This is a genomic window from Caballeronia sp. LZ001 (genome assembly GCF_031450875.1).
Lineage (GTDB): Bacteria > Pseudomonadota > Gammaproteobacteria > Burkholderiales > Burkholderiaceae > Caballeronia.
The window spans coordinates 366,917-383,331 of the sequence record NZ_JARTVX010000001.1 but is presented as its reverse complement, the minus strand read 5'-3'; the positions used below and the strand labels follow the sequence as shown (position 1 = coordinate 383,331).

Annotated in this window: 19 protein-coding genes and 1 pseudogene; 5 read left to right on the top strand and 15 right to left on the bottom strand. The window is 58.0% G+C overall.

Annotated features, from left to right (window positions below):
• Window positions 1-20: 20 nt before the first annotated feature.
• Window positions 21-245 (top strand): hypothetical protein, encoded by a 225-nt coding sequence (locus P9292_RS01740; protein ID WP_309852133.1) that lies wholly within the window; start codon window positions 21-23, stop codon window positions 243-245.
• Between the two features lie 63 nt (window positions 246-308).
• On the opposite strand, the gene P9292_RS01735 is transcribed toward P9292_RS01740, so the two are convergent.
• The 4 genes from P9292_RS01735 to P9292_RS01720 form a co-directional block, all read right to left on the bottom strand.
• Entirely contained in the window at window positions 309-542 is a 234-nt protein-coding gene (locus tag P9292_RS01735; protein WP_309852130.1) for a hypothetical protein, read from the bottom strand.
• Window positions 532-684, bottom strand: coding sequence for a hypothetical protein (locus tag P9292_RS01730; RefSeq protein ID WP_309852128.1), 153 nt, complete (start codon window positions 682-684; stop codon window positions 532-534). Before P9292_RS01730 ends, P9292_RS01735 begins: the two co-directional genes overlap by 11 nt.
• 256 nt (window positions 685-940) lie before the next feature.
• Window positions 941-1,309 carry a hypothetical protein gene (locus tag P9292_RS01725; protein ID WP_309852125.1) on the bottom strand — a complete coding sequence of 123 codons (369 nt, stop codon included), beginning with the start codon at window positions 1,307-1,309 and terminating at the stop codon, window positions 941-943.
• Window positions 1,306-2,325, bottom strand: a complete 1,020-nt coding sequence (locus P9292_RS01720; RefSeq protein WP_309957846.1) for a PRTRC system protein D — start codon at window positions 2,323-2,325, stop codon at window positions 1,306-1,308. The genes P9292_RS01725 and P9292_RS01720 overlap by 4 nt, the downstream gene beginning before the upstream one ends.
• A 2,024-nt stretch (window positions 2,326-4,349) precedes the next feature.
• Here P9292_RS01720 and P9292_RS01715 point away from each other — a divergent pair.
• Window positions 4,350-5,486, top strand: a complete 1,137-nt coding sequence (locus P9292_RS01715; protein WP_309852120.1) for an integrase domain-containing protein — start codon at window positions 4,350-4,352, stop codon at window positions 5,484-5,486.
• 143 nt (window positions 5,487-5,629) lie between these two features.
• Here the strand turns inward: P9292_RS01715 and P9292_RS01710 are convergent, their stop codons facing one another.
• The 11 genes and pseudogenes from P9292_RS01710 to P9292_RS01660 all read right to left on the bottom strand — a co-directional run bounded on the left by P9292_RS01710 (window position 5,630) and on the right by P9292_RS01660 (window position 11,563).
• Complete coding sequence (locus tag P9292_RS01710) at window positions 5,630-5,770, bottom strand: hypothetical protein (RefSeq protein WP_309852117.1); 141 nt, start codon at window positions 5,768-5,770, stop codon at window positions 5,630-5,632.
• A gap of 73 nt (window positions 5,771-5,843) precedes the next feature.
• The gene (locus P9292_RS01705; RefSeq protein WP_309852114.1) at window positions 5,844-6,509 is read right to left on the bottom strand and encodes a Lar family restriction alleviation protein; all 666 of its coding nucleotides are present in this window, start codon (window positions 6,507-6,509) and stop codon (window positions 5,844-5,846) included.
• Between the two features lie 203 nt (window positions 6,510-6,712).
• Complete coding sequence (locus tag P9292_RS01700) at window positions 6,713-6,895, bottom strand: hypothetical protein (RefSeq protein ID WP_309852111.1); 183 nt, start codon at window positions 6,893-6,895, stop codon at window positions 6,713-6,715.
• A gap of 46 nt (window positions 6,896-6,941) precedes the next feature.
• A complete protein-coding gene (locus P9292_RS01695) occupies window positions 6,942-7,337 on the bottom strand; it encodes a hypothetical protein (protein ID WP_309852108.1) in 396 nt (131 codons plus the stop codon).
• Between the two features lie 54 nt (window positions 7,338-7,391).
• Entirely contained in the window at window positions 7,392-7,709 is a 318-nt protein-coding gene (locus P9292_RS01690) for a hypothetical protein (RefSeq protein WP_309852105.1), read from the bottom strand.
• A pseudogene (locus P9292_RS01685) lies at window positions 7,706-8,788 on the bottom strand (phage Gp37/Gp68 family protein). The gene P9292_RS01690 and the pseudogene P9292_RS01685 overlap by 4 nt, the downstream one beginning before the upstream one ends.
• 36 nt (window positions 8,789-8,824) lie before the next feature.
• A complete protein-coding gene (locus tag P9292_RS01680; protein WP_309852102.1) occupies window positions 8,825-8,974 on the bottom strand; it encodes a hypothetical protein in 150 nt (49 codons plus the stop codon).
• Window positions 8,975-8,988: 14 nt separating this feature from the next.
• The gene (locus P9292_RS01675) at window positions 8,989-9,459 is read right to left on the bottom strand and encodes a hypothetical protein (RefSeq protein ID WP_309852100.1); all 471 of its coding nucleotides are present in this window, start codon (window positions 9,457-9,459) and stop codon (window positions 8,989-8,991) included.
• A gap of 55 nt (window positions 9,460-9,514) precedes the next feature.
• Window positions 9,515-10,729 carry a DUF1173 family protein gene (locus tag P9292_RS01670; protein WP_309852097.1) on the bottom strand — a complete coding sequence of 405 codons (1,215 nt, stop codon included), beginning with the start codon at window positions 10,727-10,729 and terminating at the stop codon, window positions 9,515-9,517.
• Window positions 10,710-11,039, bottom strand: coding sequence for a hypothetical protein (locus P9292_RS01665; RefSeq protein ID WP_309852095.1), 330 nt, complete (start codon window positions 11,037-11,039; stop codon window positions 10,710-10,712). Before P9292_RS01665 ends, P9292_RS01670 begins: the two co-directional genes overlap by 20 nt.
• Window positions 11,040-11,119: 80 nt before the next feature.
• Entirely contained in the window at window positions 11,120-11,563 is a 444-nt protein-coding gene (locus tag P9292_RS01660; RefSeq protein ID WP_309852093.1) for a hypothetical protein, read from the bottom strand.
• A 502-nt stretch (window positions 11,564-12,065) separates the two neighbouring features.
• On the opposite strand from P9292_RS01660, the gene P9292_RS01655 reads away from it, so the two are divergent.
• From P9292_RS01655 to P9292_RS01645, 3 genes are all read left to right on the top strand, one after another.
• Window positions 12,066-12,749: a hypothetical protein gene (locus tag P9292_RS01655; protein ID WP_309852090.1), complete on the top strand. Its 684-nt coding sequence runs from the start codon at window positions 12,066-12,068 to the stop codon at window positions 12,747-12,749.
• Between the two features lie 173 nt (window positions 12,750-12,922).
• Complete coding sequence (locus P9292_RS01650; protein ID WP_309852088.1) at window positions 12,923-16,042, top strand: SNF2-related protein; 3,120 nt, start codon at window positions 12,923-12,925, stop codon at window positions 16,040-16,042.
• A complete protein-coding gene (locus P9292_RS01645; protein ID WP_309852085.1) occupies window positions 16,039-16,284 on the top strand; it encodes a hypothetical protein in 246 nt (81 codons plus the stop codon). The genes P9292_RS01650 and P9292_RS01645 overlap by 4 nt, the downstream gene beginning before the upstream one ends.
• Window positions 16,285-16,415 lie beyond the last annotated feature (131 nt).

Here is a 16,415-nt window from a genome sequence, read left to right as displayed (position 1 = left end):
TTTCCAACGGAGAAGAGGAAATGAGCTTCAGCATGATTGTTGGCCGGTATCAAATCGTTGCTACGTCCGGTGTCGAGAACGGCTCGGTCAGAGTAGGGAAGTCAGAAGCGGAAGCTTATGACGTGATCGATCGTGGCCAGGGTGCTCACGGGCGACTCGACAAACGAGGCGTCACGCTCAACACCGCATGGTTCTATTGCATTCGTCGACAGGCGAGCGCACAAGGTGTATCTCTGCTGCATTGAAGTTCCCTTAAGTCAAAACCCCGACCGTTGGTCGGGGTTTTTTTTCGCCTGGTCATTTCGCGCCTACTTGAAGCGCACCACGTAGTTCAAGCGCCACTTCAAAACAAAGAACAAGACCTTTAGGAACGGGATCAGAATACCCATTGCCCATAACATGGTAAACCCAGCTGCGAACAGCAAAGTTTCGCTAAAACCGTTTTTTGGCAGGTGGACACTCACAAACATCGTGAAGAACGACGCCAGCGCAATGACGGCGCGGCGGGTGACGAATGGCAGGGCCATGAATTTAGCGAACATTGCTGCCTCCTTTCTTCCGGCTAATGATAGCGCGGTGAAACAAGAATGCGGCTTCGTACACCGCGATACCTGCGGCGACCAGGATCCACATCCGAACACCACGTGTCCAGTCAAGTTGCATCAAGCTGTCGAGAATGTCCATACCGCCTCTATAGTTGGTTGACGTGTCGCAAGCGGATGCTTGTCAACATCGATAACCCATCTTCGCAGATGCGCGCCAAAGTCAAGGTGTGAACGAATCGACGCGGCGGACAAAGCCTGGATGCCACGTTTGCGTTGCCGCCGCACGCCTGGGTGATGGTGAACGTCTAGGTCCGACTGCTTGCGCAGTCGGGGTATGACGATATAACGGCAAGTTCAAAGCGAATCTGAACTACGGCTGTGGACCGATCTATCGACTAGAAGCCGGCGAACTGGTCAGCGATCTCATCGACGTTGAAGCGATGCGATAACTCCGACATTGCATCTGGCTGTGCCGTGTCGACAGAATATTGCTCGACGGTCGCTACGATCGGGCGCGGCGAAACTGACGTCGTCGTGGGTGCCTCTGGCTTCGTGAGTGGTCGATCCGCTAGCCGCAGCGCCGGCGTTGCGTCCGGAGCGGATGCCTCGGGAACGGCGCTCGCCGGAAAACGCACCCGGTCGCTGGCTAGCGAGCGCAACACGGCCGCGCGCAGACGCGTGTTCTCGAATTCCTCCAAACGCTGATATAGCTCGGGAAAGAGCGCCTCGTCCACCGTCACCTTAATCAGCATTTTCCTTGTCATGCTGCTGCCCCGAGCGATTTACGCTCACGGGCCAGCGTCGATTCGCCGACGATAAGAAAGCCTTTCACATTCGCAAAACACGGTGCCTCGAGCAGATCGACTTGCGTACGGGGGAAAGCTGCGCGGATCGCCGGTTCATACAGAGCCGCCCCGCCACCGGTCAACACGATGGAACGGATATCTGCCGTGCGGCCGACCTTGTTCTGGATTTCCTTGACCGTGCTGAGAATGACCGCTTGAGACTGTTCAAGGTAGGGCGCAAGGTCGATGTCCTTGTTATAGAAAAGGAGGGGCTTCTTAAGCCTGAGCGATTCGTCGATACGCTCGATATCGGTCACCGGCTCGCCCTCCTGCTTTCCGATCAGCGACGCCATGCGCTGGTAGATCTGCGATGCGCCGCCCGGGGCGCCGCCGCTACGCCGGTCGTTCATCGTGAAGCCGTTTGCGACCACCCAGTCGGTCGTGAAATAGCCAACATCGATCACGAGATGTGCGTTGTCACGGTCAAAGCGGCTGCCGCCATACTCAGAGAACGAAACGAGCGAGCCTAGTGGCTGCGGGATGACCTTCACGCTGCCGATTTGTACCTGCCCGTGACCGAAATTCAGTGTGCCGGTGAATGCCTCCCGCACGCCTTCCGAATACTTGCCGATGCTGTGCACGGGTAACCCTAAGACTAGGCGTTCGACATCGGTGATCCCGGCGAAATGCAATGCGCCATAAAGCAACGCTGCATAGTTTGGGGTTGTGCAGAAGTCCTCTGAAAGCGTGCGGCCTGCGTTTCCATACGCCGAGGATCGGTCAACGCCCGGACCGACTTCATACACAGTGCCATCGACTTCGATCGCAGCGACTTTCCGATCAGCGAGAACGCCGTGGCCAAAACTCGACACCGCTTCGCTGACAAGCAGCGGAGCAAGCGACGGGAACATCATCGTCGCCAGATCCGATCCCATTCGGAACGCGCATTTCGTGTTGCCATAACCCACGTCCACCGCAAAAACTTGTGCTTTCAAGATTCTCCCTCCAGAGTTCAAATGACGTTAGCAGCGTGTCGCGCTTGGGCCCGTACTTGACCCTCGCTTGGCCCCAGGAGGGGCCAAGCGGTACGGTCATAGAGACCGCAACGCTTCGTAGGGGCCATGCTTGTCCCCGCAAGGAGCCAAGCAATTGCCTATGTTGACCATGCTATGGGGCAGCGCCCCAGCAGGGCCCCGGCAGAGGCCAAAGCCCGACGCTGGTGAACTCACTCTATCGGGAACGTGGCGAAGTCAAGGCAACAAAAGCTCGCATGATTTAGGCAGCTTTCCCTGCAGGTCTTGGATTTTTCCGAGATATTCTTTTTCATACCTACCGCGCGACCAGCGCATCGACCTCCTAAACGGACCATCCGAGGGCATCGCTTTGCCTAGCGAAAAGCCCTCTGTCACAGGCCGCAAAATGAAGCGGCCTTTTTCTGAAGCTAATCAAGCACAAGGTTACCCAAGTTGAGGAAACCGGACAGGCGATATCCATTGGGTTTGCGGGCGGTTTTGCCCGAATCTGCGAGTTGAGACGGCTTGGGAGCGGACACGGACACTGGTCCGGACGCTTCTAATTACGCCGTCTCGGCGAGCATGGACACATCCTTTCAGCACACGAAGCTGGGTACGTTGCATGAAGCCCGACACACTGCGGCGGATTGAACGCGCTTGGGGATGGGGGTATGGGCAAGCCGATAGACGCAGCTCATCCCTGTACGGAAGACGAACGGTAGGCGCGACCGGAGAAAGAACAGCGCAAACGAATTACCGAGCAATTGGCCAAGGTCGTGCGGTCGCAAGACAGAGCACACGGGCGCAGGAATGCGTCTAGGCCGGCGCGGTAGCCGTAGAAGCGGCGGTTCGGGTTCGCGCAGCGATGCGCGCCACGGGCAGCGGCAACGGCAGGGCAAGACTCAACGGCGAGGACTGCGAAAGCGGCCCGCGTGCGAGTGACCTGCAACAACGTCGCCAGCGGTTTTCACGCGGAGCGTGAGAACGGCAGCACGCAGCAATACGGACGGTCGATGCACGTTTCTTCCACGTGCGGGGCTATCGAATGGAATCGCTAAAGAACAGGAAGGCAGGGCCCGGCGGGGTTACGCGACGCGCAGCGCGATCGAGACCAGGAGATAGGCTCCCTGCGGCTCTCAAGCGGCGCGAACGAACCGGGATCGAGTGAGCTCGCCCGGACCCGAATCAACGCGAGCACGAGGTCTTGATGGAGCCTTCAAACGGGTTCGTCCTCAGACGGCCCATGAGTGGAGATGTGATTGTCGGCTCGTACCACGTCATGTTGGGGCCTGTCTTCTGGGAGTGCTTTAGAGATCCAAACCAAATCGCATATTACGGATTGACCTTTGACGTGGACCGGGCACATCGCTTTGAGAGCGACTCAATGGATAAGGACGCGTTGCTGTCTCAGATCCTTGAGAGCTATGCCGATCTTGACCCGGGAAGTGACTTCGAGCAGGTCGGTAAGCGAACGGGCGTGTCGCGGACGGAGTTCGTAGAGTGGATTGCAAACACGGTTTGGCTTGAAGTTCGCGTTTGTACGGTTCCCGTATTTTTGTGTCGCCTTCAAGGCCGTATTGACCGATCGTCTGAGTGCACGCGAGACCTTTCTTGCGCACATCGGTTTAGCCCATCGACGGCCCTGTTTGGCAAAGATCTGGATGCCATCCGACTTCACGGGCGGCTCGTACCGGCGACTGCTGCGCGCGAAGTGGCACGAATGGCACGGCAAAAGCGAATGGTCCGATGGGAGGACCGTGACCTCGCGGCGCATGCAGCGTGGTCGGAGTGGAAGCTATCACTTCGCTTTGGTCTCGCCGACGTGAAAGCACGACGCTTAGCGCTCGAGCACGCGGGCATGGCGGGATGGGAGATCGCTTCGTCAAGGTGTGGGCGGTATGAACGCCACTTTTCAAGTTCGGCTGAACTAGCGCAGGCGTTTGAGCTGGGCCGCGCGTTCCATCGCGCGGTGAGTCTTAAGTTGACCAGTTCTTAAGGAGCAACGAATGGCAGTGACGGTGAATGTACGCACGCTTCTGAGCGAATACAAACTTCCGAGCGATTTCAAGGGCGAACTCAGCGTACTGTTCCAGGATAACGCGGATCGGGTACACAGTCGCACGCGGGTCACTTCGAAACCGCTATCTGTGAAGACGCAGGGATATCGATTGCAGAAGCTGTGCCGGTCTTTCGTGGAACTTCGCGAGAATGGCTTTGCACTGCAATCGCCGTGGTCCGTTAAGGAAAAACACATTCGCTTTCTTGTGAATTTGTGGATCGGAAAGAAGCAAAGCGCCGGCACGATTGAGAACAAACTCACCTACCTCCGTGCGTTCGCGGGTTGGGTCAGCAAGCCCAATCTTGTTGGTACGTTGGCTGATTACGTCGATCGCAAAGAACACGGCCTTATTCGCACGTATGCAGCGCTCGAGGATAAGTCTTGGGAGGGCAATAGAGTTGATGCAGTGGCCAAAATCAACGAGATTGCCGGGACGGATTCAGTCGTAGCAATGCAATTAAAGCTCCAGGCAGCTTTTGGACTACGCGTCGAAGAGAGTTTTTTGCTGAGACCCAAGGAATCGATTCGCCGCGACGGTTTGTTAAGCGTCACCCGCGGGACAAAAGGCGGCAGGGATCGCGTTGTCCCGATGCAGTTGCAAATGGCGGTATTGGAAGATGCGATGCAGTTCTGCAACACGCTCACCGGGTCGACGATTCCGGACGGTTATACCAAGACGCAGTGGAAGAACCGCTATTACGAGGTGCTCAAGCAACACGGCGTGACGAAAGCAGGGCTGGGCGTCACGAGCCACGGTCTACGTCATCAGTACCTCCAGCAGATGTATGAGATGCTCACCGGCGTACCCGCCCCGGTCAAGGGTACGGGAGAGAAAGCTGACATCAAGCGACACAGGGAAGCGATGAAACAAGTTGTTGAGGCAGCGGGGCATAGTCGTCCCGATAAGGCCAACGCCTATGTGGCCAGCTTTAACATTGCGGCAAAGCAGAGGTCTGCGGCAATCAGCCTAGAACAGGCGCTCGCCGCGGTCGCGTCAACTGAGGGTGATAAGTCCGCTGCGGCGAAAGCCTTGGGTATTTCTCGGCAGGCGCTTTACCGCATCCTGGGCCAAAAATACGGTTGAGGTGTGACAATTCTCGCGTGTGTGCCGTTTTGTTACAGGCAAGCAAATTCAATAATAGCTTGATAAATCAGTGACATGGCCTGTGGGAATGGTCGACCTAGGCGTTATCAAGATAATTCCTAGGCGTATCTTGGTGACCGAGACTAATTTAGAAGCCAGCCCAACTGTTGATTAGTCAGCGCATGGTAGGTCAGGATGATGGCGAGCGCGAACACAGTTGCGAGCTGCGGGACGAGCTTCGTGCGAAGACGATAGGCCGTGCGGATGTATTCGATAGGGGACATTCTTGTTTCTCCGGATGTCGTTGGGACGGTAGGCAATACAGTCCGAGTATCGCAGACCCGGGTGAAGGTCAAGTCACCACCGATTGCGATCCGGAAGGTCATCCACGGCGAGGTTGATGCTGTTCTCGAAATTTCCCTCGTCTCCACCGGTCGCCGGTATGCGTGGGAACTGGATCGACGCGATGCCATCAATGTAGATGCGCTTGGCAAGTTGTTGGAGCTTTCGATACCTCGCCGCGTCGTTGAGTACAGTGTCCACCGCCCAGTAATCGCTCATCGTGATTTGGCTATCGACGATCTTCTTGGCGAGCATTGCGAAGATTGGACCACGTTTCTCCCAGTCGTCTTCTGTTCTGGCGAGCAAGTCAATCAGAAACGGCGCATCCAGAGCGCTGATCTCCTTTCTAATCAGTTTCAGAAGGTCACCCTCTTTTGCGACTGGGCGCCTCATGCGGGCGTTCCATATCGTGCCGGCTTTTTCGAAAGCAGCATGCCGGTCGTTCCCCATCGGAATCCAAGGCGTCTGCATACCGCAGTCTTCGCAGAAGATGCAGCACACTTTTTCTTGCGGAATCGCAAATAATGACCGTGCCTCGAGGTCATTCATCTGAGGCGCGACACTGTCCTCGGCACTCAGGTAATCCCGCGCGGGGGCAGATGGGCACTTCAGCAGCCGGTGGGAGTAGCCAAAAGCCCATTTTCCGCCGCAATGGTCGCAGGGAAACAGTTCGTCAGTCATGGCGTGGTCCTGGGCGTTGCCGGCGGGCGGCGAGATGAATTATGTAGGCGAGATGCATTATAGCGAGCACCGCACCCGCGCAATCCTCGCCAAAACCCGACGACTGGAAACGAGCAGCTATGTGGGGATGCAATCCGGAGCGATCGCGTCGTCGTCATTGTGCTGGCCGGTCAGACGACAGTAAGGCGGGGACGTCTTTAAGCTCACAGGCGGTCCACAAGGCTTTTCAGCGCGGCGACCTGCTTTTCAAGTTCATCGGCCGAGCGGCGATGAAGCTCGCATTGATCTTCATCCAACGCCATGCCGTTCGGCATACGCTTGCTCTCGGCGATATCGCGTAACGCGTTGATCGCGGCTTTCAGGGCTAGAGCGAGATCGACTTTCATTGGCATGCGCTCCGCAGGGAGGATCTACGGTTGGTGTGCGTGCGAACTACGCTGCTACACGATTTGCTGCGATCCCATTGTAGTCTTCGTGGCTGACGAGGCGCAGGGGCAACAATGTAGGCGCGTCGAAAAGGAGTCGATACGATCGGCCGACGGGCACGGAGAGAAGCTTACCCGCGGACGATTTGATGAACTTGCCGTCGAGAGAAAATGGATGAACGCCGCTGCTGACCTTCGCGAGCAGCTCGCGTGCTTCGCGCTGCACTGCTGAGAGATGCCGAACGATGGACAAGTCAATGGGGTCGGCCGCAATCGAGTTGCGTTTGGCTGCGCGTTTTTCTTCACAAGCGCGCAGCTGCTCGCCTTTTCGCTTTTCGGCCGCGGCGCACGCGTGGCAATGCTTTCCCTTCCCGGTGTGGCCGCATTCAAACGTCTGTTTCATGGTGCTGCTCCGTAGATTTCCGATGAGCCTATTGCACCATTGATCACTGCTCGGTCAAGTCTCGGTTGGCGACTGTTTCGAGGCTCTTTCTGAAGGGGCAAGTGCGTCGAGCTCTTCAGATAGTTTCAGCACGCGTGCGTCAGCAAGTGCCAACCGAGCGTTCAGCCGATCGATTTGAGCAAGGGCGAGCCCGTACTGCTTGGAGAGCATCGCCAATGCCCAAAATGGGCTGAGCATCGCGCCGCAGAGGGAGCAGACGACGCTGCCGACTGGATGGACCTTGATCTGTCGATGGGTGCATTCATCTTGCGAGCGTTCTTCCCGTTCGGCGACGCTCACAGGCCTGCGAGTAAACTTCAGAACGTTGCTCATGCGATGACGTGCTGGGGGAAGCCGTCGTGCAATCGCCCGTCGAGCAACCTTCCGGATGATTTCTTACCTAGCGCAATACTGACTGCCGCAGAAGGCGCACTGTTTTGCGCGGTGGCAGCCCACTCGTGATAACCGATGCCAGCGACACCGTTTCGATCGGCAAGCGTGGTTTCTTCGCCGTCGGGTAGACGTGCCATCCGCTTGCCGCCTTCGGCCGAGATCGCGATTGATGTCGGATACCACTCGCCCCATTGTTTGAAGAGGAAGGGTACGCCGGCGGCCGCGCACTCATCGCGAAGGGATCGAGCCCAAGCCTCGTGCATCGGCCGGGCACCATGCCCGCCTTCTCCGCCGACGATGACCCAATCGAGAGAATCATGGCGGCCCGGATCATGGATCGGATCGCTAACGTGGCCGCCACACGTAGCACAGTAGCCATCACTCGTTTCGACGCTGACCGAAAAGCCAGTTTTTCAATGGGGATAGCCGGGTTTCAGCCACTCACTAATCTTCACCGCGCCAAGAAGCGGCTCCATGCTCAGAAACTTCACGCGTGCGGCCGTGGCGAGCAGTTTTGGGACATCGCGGTCGGCTTCGCGCTGATCGACGATCGTTGCGCCCAACCAGACATTGTCCGGTAGTCGAGGTGACGGTAGGCACATGCGATCTGAGCGACGCTCCGCTACCTCCTGAATCATCGGCAGTACGTTGCCGATGCGTTTTGTCAGAAGCAACCAGTCGAGATCTTGCGTAGCGTCGATGAGATCAAACAGGTCTACGCGCCATTGGGGGTCGACCTCGTTATCGAACACATCTGCGAGGGACGCGCAGAAAACGCGTTGGCGTCTTCCGTGCTTGGCAAAGAACGCATCGGCCTGCGCGTTCCACTGCAGCGGCTTGCGCCAATTAGCTGGCGACGTTCTTACCCGCGCCTGACCCGCACCCCACTGAACTCGATGAAGCCGAGTGTCCATCATGGACTCAGCGTAGCAGTGGTCGCAACCGGGCGACACCTTTGTGCATCCGGACCATGGATTAAAGGTGCTGTCGGTCCATTCAATGGACGTCGTATCGCTCATTGCGTTCCCAAGTAGCTTGTGAGAAGGTGATTTTGCTCAGACGTCATCGGCGAAGTAGGCGCGCTCAACATGCGTGTCACAGAACAGCATGCCACCGTTGATCAGGCTCACTGCGACCTGCTCCCGCCTCATCGATAGACGCCAGCTACGTGCGTTTATCCGGCGCACAAGCGCGAGCGCGGTCATTCGGAAAATTCGAGTCAGACAAGAGTCTGATCGGCTGGAAAAAGCACGCGCGAGATAGTTCCGTCGCGCCGATAGTGTTGTTCAATAACTTCGAGGTATGAGCGAAATGACGGGGTGTCGAGAAGACCAGCGTCGAGCGTCCGATGCGCGATCTGGAAATCCGTTGGCACCGACGCGTGGCGCTCGAGCGCTGTCGCCGCGTCACGATTCGGCAGCCACCACCTGTTCCAACGAAGGGTGAACGCAAGCCAGCCGCGCGCGGATTCGTCAATCTCCTGCCACGTCGCTTCGAAATCGAGGATTGCGCCGAGGGTGCTGAAGAAGGCCATACGCACGTGGGTGTCGTCGGCGGCCGCGACCACGATCTGCTTGCGTCGCTCATCGACCGGGTCAATGGAACTTGCCATGGTGAGGGCAGGGTAGCTGACTTGCCAATCGGCATCGCGCGCAGTAGCGCGTTTCAAGAAAAACGAGTTCGAGCCCATATAGTTCCTCAGCAGTTGTTGACGTGCCTCAAACGTATCCCGGCAAGCTCAAGTGTCAAGTCATGGCGGCGGGGAGTCGCACAGCGGCGAGTTCGGCTGGCGGTATCCATTCGATGCAAGGCGTCGCCGCGCGAGCGTACAGAGCTTGCTTTTCCTTCTTCCGCGCGAAGTACTGTGGGTTTCCCACCATGCCGTAGACCTCGATCGCAGTCGTAATCGCGGTATCCGTCAATTGGAAGTCCGGTAGCATGGCCTCGCCAGACTCGAGCCTCAAAGGTTTCGTGAAACGGCGCCGTTCGGCGACGAGCCGGTTGGACATTGCGACCTCGTAGCTCGAATCACATGGCAAAAAGCTGCTGCTGCACAGTTGCAGTGCCATTTCGACGATACGGAGGTTTCCCTCTTTCGTTCGCTCGATTACGCCCAGCGCCACGACACGAGCGGTGGCGTCACCAACCATCGCCCAGGCAGATCGGAACGACGCGGCGGCCGTCTCGATGACCGCCTTGGAGGCGAAAAACGTACGCTTTGTCTGGCGAAGCTTGACGACATATCCGTACTTCGACGCGTCCACACCGCGCAGTTCGGCAATCACCAAGCCGCGCTGCGACGCTTCTGACGTGGTAGTGATTCGATTGAGAAAAGTCTCGAATTCGGCGGTGATGGTTTCGGCTTCGTTCTCATCGTAACGGCGCATGACGTGGAGAACGTCCTGAATCGGCTTGCCGTTTAGTTTGCCCTCGCCGAGCGCCGCCAGAATCTGAGCGTTGCATTGGCCCCAACTGCGTGCGGGTGCGCCTGACCAAACGTTCAGCCCAGCCTCAAGCCACAACCGCTGCAGGAATCCAAGCAAGGGCGCCGCGCGGCGTGTTGGACCCGTGCCTGAAGCGTTGCCAGTGGTTCGTGTCGAGCGTTCCACCGTTCGCACTGAAAGAGATGCGTCGAGCTTGACGTTCAGGCCCATAGGCGTTTGGCGGATCGCCTCTAACGCATCGGACTTCGCGCTGCCTTTCGGCGATGCTGCGGCATAAAAGTTACATGAATGCGCGTCGTGGATTGGCCCCTCATCAGGCCATCTGGCGAGATGGAAAAGCGCGCCGTAACGTCGGACGACCAAACGTAGAGGCGTGCCGCCGGCGACCAGCTTACATCGGCACACTGCATATCCCGGAGACTTCTTCGCGCGTTCGAGCTGACGAACGTATCTTGCGGGATTGTCTTGAACTTCCTCCAGCGTAACGGTGATGCCGTCAAAGGAGACTTGGGACATGTCTTGCCGCTTCGCTCAATGTGAGCTGTATTTGATCCGTTGGGACCTTGTGGATGTGCGCCCGGGTGCCAAGCAGATTGGCTACCTGGCGCACGCTCAGGCAGAACTGCTCGGCGTGGTCACCCGTCGGAAATCGCAGGCCGATCGTTGATACGGCGCCCGGGGCGGCGTAGTCGCGTGAGAACACGGAACCGGTTCCGACCAACGCGTCAATCCAGCTATCGGGAAATCCTGGAGAAGGCTCCGAGTTGGCACGCACGCCAGCGGGATCCTTGGTGAAGTTTTCGAAGCTAACTACGATCAGGTTCATTGTCCTATTCGCAAGACGAGGAGATGCGGTCATTGGCGGCCTGAAGCGACAGCCTGTGTCTCAACGCGGTATGCAGGCTGTCATGCGGCCGCCGCGGATGCGCTTGCGCGGCGGCGGCGCGAGGCGACCACCTCATGAAACGCGATCGCACCGACGATCGCGGCGATCGCGTTAAAACCACAGGCCGCGAGTAGGACGGTCAATCGCTTGTCGTTGGTAGTGAGTTCGACGGTGCGCGCTTGCTGTACAAAATCAAGCTCGCGACGCTGCGCGGAGAGAGCCTGCGCGAGTGCGCTCTCATCGTTGAAGCCGTATGTCGAAAGTAACGGTTGATGCTGACTGGTAGGAAAGTGCTCTATCGCGTCGGACAGTCCCTGAAGTCGCGCCGTGATTTCGGTATCCGCCATAACCAATACGGCAGACCGTTCGATTGTGAACTGCCGAGCGACGAGGCCAATCGCGCCAATTGAGCAGATGGCTGATGCACTAAGGGTGGCGACGGTGACGATGTGACTCAATTTCATGACGTCTGTTATGGGCCTCACGCACGCGCGTGCACAGACTGATTCTCGTCGTAGCAAGACAGTGTAGGACGCACAAAAGCGACCAAAATGCTTACGTCTTTCGATGGGGAAGGCGGCGTTGAACCAACGATTTCTGAAGGGCCGCTGTAATGTGAAGGGCAGAAAGCGACAGGTTTTCCGCGCTCTTTCCACCAAACCAGAATTATCATGATAATTCCTAGCCGACTGGGAAGCCGTAGTCGTCGATGGAACAGGGGTTCAAGAGCCTAGCCGCAAGAAATCAAGGACGAGATACGGGCAGCGTCGCTAGAAGGACCCTTAATATCTCGCCTTTCGCGTAAACGTTTCCGGCTTTACGCGGATATTGTTCCGTTATCACCCGCGCAACGTGCGCATCGATCCTTGGCGAACGAAATTCGCCACGTCACACATTTCCTATCAACCCGCAGGGGCATGTCCCCACAGCGGGCGTGCGCCTGCTCATCCGTAACGGAGCATTCGCATGTTTACCCACTTGATCCAGCAGTTCAAAGACGCTCAAACGGTAGCCGCCGCAGCTTACGGTGCCGTCGCTCAGGCCGAGCGAGATGCTTTCACAGACGGAAGAACCGAGTATTCCGCCATGGACGCCCGTAGCGAATACAAGGTCGAGCGGGAGCTTGAGAAATTTTGCAGTCGGCTGGTATCGCGCTTGGTAATGGAGGCTAGCCGCAAGTTCGCGCCGGCCGGCGGGAGAATCGAGATCGACTCGGCTCACGAGACCGATCGATTCGGACTTGATGTCGGCGGCGCTTTGCGAAAGGGGCATCTTCCGGACCTGGACGGCTTCTGGAAGCATCTTGAACAGACGTTCGGCGGTGAAGCCGGTGAGCAGGTCGCCTTTGAGCAAGCAGCGAAGGCGCTCATCGATGGCTTCTGGTTGAAGCCAGATACCGAGATCAAGCGCACCAGCAGCGCAATGATTCTGGAAAAGCGCGTTTCTTCGGAAGCCTCGTTCCGTTCAAAGGGCGAGCGTGAGGTTCACTACCACTCACAGTCATCTGTCTATGCAACCTTTCAGGGCCTGGCGACCTCTACGGACAAGCATGGCTTCGGCGCGCTCGCAAATAGCCTGCGCAACTTCAGCATCAATCATTTGACATTTTCCACTCGCGAGAATTTACTTTCACCGGACTGGAGATTGTGATGTTCAACGACAAATGGCAGTTCAAGTTCGCGCACCACGTGGGCGATGCACTGTCGATCTTCATCAGCGAGTTCGGCGCTAAGTATCTCGCCTCGCGCGATCGGTATTGATCGTCAACTCCTTCATCTTTTCGACCCGCTTCGGCGGGTTTTTTCTTTTCTAGAGGCATTTTCATGCAGAGAGATCTGTTCTCGTTTGAACCAGACTGGTACGAGCCGTTGCGTGCGATTCGAAGTCTCGGCTCGCAAGCGCCTTCAATCGCGCATCAGGGCGAACTGGCCGCAGCGCGCCGGCAGCACCTGGGGCAGTTCTTCACGCCGGATGCGATTGCCGCATTCACGTGGAGCTTCGTCAGCGGCTGGACGGTCGATCGGCGCATCCGCATTTTGGATAATTCGGTCGGCTCTGGACGACTCCTACAGTACGCAGACCCGGAACGCCATGCCGTGTACGGCGTCGATGTCCACGCCGATGTCATCCAGCAGTGCCAGAAGGTATTCGAAGAGGCGGGGTTTCATTGCGAATTCCGGCAGGCGGGCATGGAGGACATCCACCCAACGCGCTTCGATATCGCGCTGATTAATCCGCCGTTCTCGATCCACCTCGAATCGCCACATCTTCAATCGTTCGAATGCACGACGTGGGGCCGGTATGGCGCGCACACCAGCGCGCTCAGCCAGGACTATGCGGTGCATCAGGCGCTCGAGGGGGCAAACATTGTCATCGCGCTCCTTCCGATTACGGCCGCCGAGTCGATGGTCGCAGGGGAGCAAGGTGAAAGATTGAAACGCCGTGCAGCGGGCTTGTTCGAACTTCCTGCCAACGCGTTCCAACTGGAAGGCGCCAACGTGCGCACCGCAGTGGTGGTCTTCGATCGCTACCGGGATCGTCCATCGGATTTTGTCCGTGCGATCGTTGAAGACCTCTCGAAGCCTGGCCCGGATCTCAGGCTGCACTTCGAAGATCGCTCGTTCGGGGACGCGCGCTTGCGACTGCAGAAGCTGGACGACAGCGTTGCTTTCATCACGCGCGCAGTGACAGGCGACAAGTCGGTGAAGGTGTCGCATGATGGGCGGCGCATTCGCTTGGGCTTCGCCTGCGGGTTCAACGAAGCGATGGTCCTCAATGCGGTTTTCGTGAAGCGTATCTATTCGCGCGACGGGCATCGGCTCCCGCGGGGATTCCGTTACTCGGGTCAAGGCCTGCTCGATTTGGAAACGTATCTCGTGCAGGATGATCCGGTTGCGGCCTTCGAACAGTTGCTGAATCGAATCCGCAATGTAGGCGGCGAGCCTCAATTTGCTCACGGTTTTATGGAGCACTTTCGTAGACGCATGGGCAGAAGCGCGCGGCAGGCGGTTCCGCTGCGCCATGTTGCATGGACCACCGGTGCCGGTTCTCGTGAGAACGTCGCCGGCGCGGCGAAGGAAACCCACAAGGTGGATGTCACACGCTGGGCAAGTCCGCTCATCAAGTCGGGCGACACCGTTCAATTCGAGCGCGTGGCGGACGGCAGATACCAGTATTCACTGCATGGCGTCTCCTATCATCTATCCGTCGACGAGCTCAACACGCGATTCGCAGTCGATAACGTGAGCGAGGGATGGGAGGTGGTGCACGAAGGGTTGTGCACGCGCTTTCCGGATCAGGCGCTGGCGTTGCGCTCGCGCGCGAAGTCGCTTGGCGTTGATCGGTGGCTCAATTGGGAGTTTCAGGTTGACGATCTGGTCGAGACGCTACTGAAGCCAACTGGCTGTGTGGTCGCGTGGGAGCAGGGATGCGGGAAGTCTCGCCTCGCCCTTGCGTTGATCCTTGTCTCGGGTGTCAAGCATGGTCTCATCGTTGTGGAATCTCGGTTGATCGACGAGATGCTCAAAGAGATCGCACAGTTGCCAATCGAGGCGGACCACGTGAAGGTGATCGAGTCGGACACGGATCTGAATGATCTACGTCAGTTCAATCTCATTTCGTACGAGCGGTTGCGCATGCCCGTCGACAAAGCTAAATCCGCGCGCGTGACATATGCGCATCGGCTTCGTCGTCGCATCGGCCTGCTGGTGGCCGATGAGGGTGAGCGTCTTGCCAATCCGACGAGTGACCAGAGCCGTGCGCTCTGGCAACTTTCGGCGCGGCGGCGCTACGTTTTGACAGGCTCGCCGATCCCGAATTATCCGCGTGACGCATTCGGTCTCATTGCGTTCTCGCGTGGTGACGGCACGGCAGCGCAACCGTACGGGTACCGCGTCGGATACCTCGAGCAGAACTGGATCAACTCGGTTGAGTACGCGATGCGCGGCGTCGACCGATTCAGGGATGACTTCGTGGTGCTGGAGTGGGTGACATGGCAGTTCGCGGAGAGCCTGCAGGATGGGGCCAAGCGCGAAGTGCCGAAGATCGGCAACCTTCATCGGTACCGGGCGATGCTCGCGTCGCACATCAAGCGCAGGCTGGTTGCAGAGCCGGAAGTGTCGCGATACATCCAGATCGAGCCGCCTGAATTCGAGGTGGAAACGGTTGAATGGGATCGCGAGCACCTGGCGACATATCTGCGTGCCGCCGACGACTTTGCAGATTGGTATCGCAATTCGCGTGACGACAAGAAAGCGTGCAACCTCGTGACGATCCTGGCTCGCATCCGTGCAGTGCATTTCGCCGCTAACTATCCGCAGTTCGGGATGGAAGGTGTCGATCGCATTGGCGGGCTGACGAGCAAGCAGCGCGCGGTGGTCGAACGCATGCAGGCGATCGCAGCGGAGGGCAAGCAAGCGATCGTGTTTGCCGAGAATCCCGGTGTGCTCGATCTTCTTGCGCGTGAGCTTGATTCACACGGCGTGCAGACGGTGCCATTTCACGGTGAGATCCCGATCAAGCGGCGCGTGGCCGATAAGGACAAGCGTTTCTTGACGGGACTGGCAACCGGGCTGATGGCCACTAAGGCGTCGGGGCGCGCGGGCTACAACCTGCCGAACGCCGACTACATTCTCTTCTATGACCGGTCGTGGACGTGGCGCATCGAGTATCAAGCGATGCGGCGCGCGCTGCGCTGGAACCGGAAGGGGGTCTTAAAGGTCGTGTATTTTCATCTGCCAGGAAGCATCGATATCTATCAGGATCAGATGGTCGCGCACAAACGTGATGCGACGCAGGCGGGCCTGGACTGGGCGACACCGGAGCTTGAGGATGAGACGTTCTTGCATATGGACTCGTTGCTGGATCGCTTCGTCGATGACCTTGCATTGCTCGCCGACAGCACGGCGGGCGACATGCGCAAACAACTGAAGGAGGCTGCGTGAAAGACGCAAATGTATTTGTACTGGTAGGCGACGGCGTCGTGACGGTCAAGCGCGAAGGCTCGAACCGGGCCGTCATGGCGAAGATTCTTGGCAAAGTGCAGGTCGAAGGCGTAGAGGTGCTGTGCCTGGACCGGCTTGTGCACGAAAGCCACGAACAGCAATTCGGCGAGTGGACGTTTGCGGGAGCGGTTACGACGCTTCTATCACGCTCGATCGCTACGCCGATCACGGCAATCGCATGAAGCGGGCGGCATCTTCGGATGCCGCTTTATCCGCTCATCTCCTACACGAACCCGGCCGCGCGCCGGGTTTTTTTTCGTCCGCATCCCGTAGGTTGAAGTTGCGGGCGATACGGCATCCTCGATCCGAGGCT